Source organism: Halomonas icarae, from assembly GCF_009901955.1.
Lineage (GTDB): Bacteria > Pseudomonadota > Gammaproteobacteria > Pseudomonadales > Halomonadaceae > Halomonas > Halomonas icarae.
The window spans coordinates 3,374,274-3,377,734 of the sequence record NZ_WUTS01000001.1 but is presented as its reverse complement, the minus strand read 5'-3'; the positions used below and the strand labels follow the sequence as shown (position 1 = coordinate 3,377,734).

Annotated in this window: 2 tRNA genes and 2 rRNA genes (1 of these 4 only partly in view); all 4 read right to left on the bottom strand. The window is 54.6% G+C overall.

The annotated features are described in order from the left end of the window. Nucleotides 1-1,265 (bottom strand): 23S ribosomal RNA (locus GRB80_RS15575); it reaches 1,721 nt to the left of the window's first position. A gap of 197 nt (nt 1,266-1,462) precedes the next feature. Beyond that, a tRNA-Ala gene (locus GRB80_RS15570) sits at nt 1,463-1,538 on the bottom strand. Nucleotides 1,539-1,551: 13 nt separating this feature from the next. Further along, nucleotides 1,552-1,628 (bottom strand) — tRNA-Ile (locus GRB80_RS15565). Between the two features lie 185 nt (nt 1,629-1,813). Next, nucleotides 1,814-3,353, bottom strand: a 16S ribosomal RNA gene (locus tag GRB80_RS15560). Together the 16S and 23S rRNA genes with 2 tRNA genes alongside form the textbook arrangement of a ribosomal RNA operon. Nucleotides 3,354-3,461 lie beyond the last annotated feature (108 nt).

Here is a 3,461-nt window from a genome sequence, read left to right as displayed (position 1 = left end):
CCTCCCTTGTCGTTACTCATGTCAGCATTCGCACTCGTGATACCTCCAGCAAGCCTCTCGACTCACCTTCATTGGCTTACACGACGCTCCTCTACCGCTCATCATTCGATGAACCCGTAGCTTCGGTACCTGGTTTAGCCCCGTTATATCTTCCGCGCAGGCCGACTCGACTAGTGAGCTATTACGCTTTCTTTAAAGGATGGCTGCTTCTAAGCCAACCTCCTAGCTGTCTGAGCCTTCCCACATCGTTTCCCACTTAACCAGGATTTGGGGACCTTAGCTGACGGTCTGGGTTGTTTCCCTTTTCACAATGGACGTTAGCACCCACTGTGTGTCTCCCACGCGTCACTCACCGGTATTCGGAGTTTGCCTCGGGTTGGTAAGTCGGGATGACCCCCTAGCCGAAACAGTGCTCTACCCCCGGCGGTGCTACGTGAGGCGCTACCTAAATAGCTTTCGAGGAGAACCAGCTATCTCCGGGCTTGATTAGCCTTTCACTCCGATCCACAAGTCATCCCCGCATTTTTCAACATACGTGGGTTCGGTCCTCCAGTTGATGTTACTCAACCTTCAACCTGCTCATGGATAGATCGCCCGGTTTCGGGTCTATTCCCAGCGACTGGTCGCCCAGTTAAGACTCGGTTTCCCTACGCCTCCCCTATACGGTTAAGCTCGCCACTGAAAATAAGTCGCTGACCCATTATACAAAAGGTACGCGGTCACAGAACGAGTCTGCTCCCACTGCTTGTACGCATACGGTTTCAGGATCTATTTCACTCCCCTCTCCGGGGTTCTTTTCGCCTTTCCCTCACGGTACTGGTTCACTATCGGTCAGCCAGGAGTATTTAGCCTTGGAGGATGGTCCCCCCGTCTTCAGTCAAGGTTTCTCGTGCCCCGACCTACTCGATTTCACCGGATCAGATTTTCGACTACGGGGCTATCACCCGCTATGGCCGCGCTTCCCAACGCGTTCGTCTAATCAGTCACCGGCTTAAGGGCTGGTCCCCGTTCGCTCGCCGCTACTGGGGGAATCTCGGTTGATTTCTTTTCCTCAGGGTACTTAGATGTTTCAGTTCCCCTGGTTCGCCTCCCGTCACCTATGTATTCAGTGCGGGATACCCACGTTACCGTGGGTGGGTTTCCCCATTCAGAGATGCCCGGGTCACAGGTTGTTTGCCACCTCGCCGAGCCTTATCGCAGGCTTCCACGTCTTTCATCGCCTCTGGCTGCCTAGGCATCCACCGTATGCGCTTCATCGCTTGACCATATAACCCCAAAGGGTCTGGTCCGCGATGACACACGACATTGCCGGATACGCGCTTGAAACGTATCTCGTGTTCTTTCCTTGCGGAAAGAACGTTTGTCAGCATGAATCACATTGTTAAAGAGCAATTAGAGCGTGAAGCTCTAAGCGGTAAGCTTTACGAAAAAGCGTACGACTTAAAACTTGTTGACTGTTGAGTGGTGGAGCCTAGCGGGATCGAACCGCTGACCTCCTGCGTGCAAGGCAGGCGCTCTCCCAGCTGAGCTAAGGCCCCTGATACTGCTAAATGGTGGGTCTGGGCAGATTTGAACTGCCGACCTCACCCTTATCAGGGGTGCGCTCTAACCAACTGAGCTACAGACCCGGCACTGCATGCAAGTCGGCTTCTGACCTCACCCTCCTTTCCATTAAAGGCCAGGGGGCGCGCTCTCACCAACTGAGCAACAGAATCGACTTCCAACCACTGGGTCGATGACCCAAACAGTCTTTTGCTCTGGTCGATCAGGTAATTCATTGTGGGCACTTGCCGACAGTCGGCGACATAGTCGGTAAGGAGGTGATCCAGCCGCAGGTTCCCCTACGGCTACCTTGTTACGACTTCACCCCAGTCATGAGCCACACCGTGGTGATCGCTCTCCCGAAGGTTAAGCTAACCACTTCTGGTGCAGTCCACTCCCATGGTGTGACGGGCGGTGTGTACAAGGCCCGGGAACGTATTCACCGTGACATTCTGATTCACGATTACTAGCGATTCCGACTTCACGGAGTCGAGTTGCAGACTCCGATCCGGACTGAGACCGGCTTTTCGGGATTAGCACCACCTCGCGGCTTCGCAACCCTTTGTACCGGCCATTGTAGCACGTGTGTAGCCCTACTCGTAAGGGCCATGATGACCTGACGTCATCCCCACCTTCCTCCGGTTTGTCACCGGCAGTCTCCCTAGAGTTCCCGACCGAATCGCTGGCAAATAGGGATAGGGGTTGCGCTCGTTACGGGACTTAACCCAACATTTCACAACACGAGCTGACGACGGCCATGCAGCACCTGTCTGTGCGTTCCCGAAGGCACCAAGGTATCTCTACCAAGTTCGCACGATGTCAAGAGTAGGTAAGGTTCTTCGCGTTGCATCGAATTAAACCACATGCTCCACCGCTTGTGCGGGCCCCCGTCAATTCATTTGAGTTTTAACCTTGCGGCCGTACTCCCCAGGCGGTCGACTTATCGCGTTAACTGCGCCACAAAGGTCACAAGGACCCCAACGGCTAGTCGACATCGTTTACGGCATGGACTACCAGGGTATCTAATCCTGTTTGCTACCCATGCTTTCGCACCTCAGCGTCAGTGTCAGTCCAGAAGGCCGCCTTCGCCACTGGTATTCCTCCCGATCTCTACGCATTTCACCGCTACACCGGGAATTCTACCTTCCTCTCCTGCACTCTAGCGTGACAGTTCCGGATGCCGTTCCCAGGTTGAGCCCGGGGCTTTCACAACCGGCTGATCACGCCGCCTACGCGCGCTTTACGCCCAGTAATTCCGATTAACGCTCGCACCCTCCGTATTACCGCGGCTGCTGGCACGGAGTTAGCCGGTGCTTCTTCTGTGGGTGATGTCCTCCCTCAGGGGTATTGGCCCTGAGGATTTCTTCCCCACTGAAAGTGCTTTACAACCCGAAAGCCTTCTTCACACACGCGGCATGGCTGGATCAGGCTTTCGCCCATTGTCCAATATTCCCCACTGCTGCCTCCCGTAGGAGTTCGGGCCGTGTCTCAGTCCCGATGTGGCTGATCATCCTCTCAGACCAGCTACGGATCGTGGCCTTGGTGAGCCGTTACCTCACCAACTAGCTAATCCGACATAGGCTCATCCGATAGCGCAAGGTCCGAAGATCCCCTGCTTTCTCCCGTAGGACGTATGCGGTATTAGCCTGAGTTTCCCCAGGTTATCCCCCACTACCGGGCAGATTCCTATGCATTACTCACCCGTCCGCCGCTCGACGCCTGGAAGCAAGCTTCCATCGTTTCCGCTCGACTTGCATGTGTTAGGCCTGCCGCCAGCGTTCAATCTGAGCCATGATCAAACTCTTCAGTTTAAGATCATAAGTGCTTGAAGTAGCACCAAACTTGGCTCAAGGTTCAAACGTCTCAAATAGATCTTGCGATCTATGACGAGTCGCTTGCCTTGATGGTTCTGTGACATG